The following is a 1236-nucleotide window of genomic DNA, read 5'->3' on the forward strand; positions in this document are numbered from 1 at the left end:
ATCTTGAAGATCGGGAAGAAGGTCAGTGCCGCGATCAGGCAGCCGCCGAGGATGATCGGCTTGCGGCCGATCTTGTCGGAGAGCACGCCGAACACGATGAAGAAGCCGGTGCCGAGCAGCAGCGACCAGGCGATCAGGAGGTTGGCGGTGTAGCCGTCGACCTTCAGGATCGATTGCAGGAAGAACAGCGCGTAGAACTGGCCGGTGTACCAGACCACGCCCTGGCCCATCACGCCGCCGAGCAGCGCGAGCAGCACGAGCTTGCCGTTCTGCCAGTTGCCGAAGGCTTCCGTCAGCGGCGCCTTGGAGCTCTTCCCCTCGTCCTTCATCTTCTGGAAGATCGGCGATTCGTTGAGGCGGAGCCGGATCCAGACCGAGACGCCGAGCAGCAGCACCGAGACCAGGAACGGAATGCGCCAGCCCCAGGCGGCGAAGTCGGCTTCGCCGAGGGCGGAGCGTGTGAACAGGATCACCAGCAGCGACAGGAACAGGCCGAGCGTGGCGGTCGTCTGAATGAAGGAGGTGTAGTAGCCGCGCTTGCCGTTGGGAGCATGCTCCGCGACGTAGGTCGCTGCACCGCCATATTCACCGCCGAGCGCGAGACCCTGGGCGAGGCGCAGCGCGATCAGGATGATCGGGGCCGCGATGCCGATCGTCGCCGCATTCGGCAGCAGGCCGACGATGAAGGTCGACAGACCCATGATCAGGATGGTGACGAGGAAGGTGTATTTGCGGCCGACGATGTCGCCGACGCGGCCGAACACGATCGCGCCGAAAGGGCGGACCAGGAAGCCGGCGGCAAACGCCAGCAGCGCGAAGATGTCGCGGGTGGCCGGCGGATAGGCCGAGAAGAACTGCRCGCCGATGATGCTGGCCAGCGAGCCGTAGAGGTAAAAATCGTACCACTCGAAGACGGTACCCAGCGAGGAGGCGAGAATGACGAACCGTTCGTCCTTCGTCATCCCTCCCGCGCCAGCTTGAGACACAGCCATTGTCGACATGTTGAGTCGCTCCCCGAAAATGCGTTTCCTCGCGCCCCAGATGCCCGGTCATGCCGGACCAACCCAGGTCTTGGCTCCAAGGTAACATCGGCGTGAAACCCGCCCCAATACGACTTTCGGCCTTGCACACTGACGCGCGCCTGACCGTGCGGCATCGGGCGGCAGTGCGCAGCCGCGAAGCTGCCGGATTAACCCCTTTGCAGCAAAGGGATAATGTGCACTTGCATGCCACGGC

The 1236-nt window shown here is 63.8% G+C and carries 1 protein-coding gene; it reads right to left on the minus strand.

The window, feature by feature from the left end; genetic code table 11:
• Positions 1-962 (minus strand): MFS transporter (locus tag AC1D00_RS41750; protein WP_477014723.1); only part of this gene is annotated, 962 nt, incomplete at its 3' end.
• Positions 963-1236 lie beyond the last annotated feature (274 nt).

Source organism: Bradyrhizobium sp. P2_E8 (assembly GCF_056403875.1).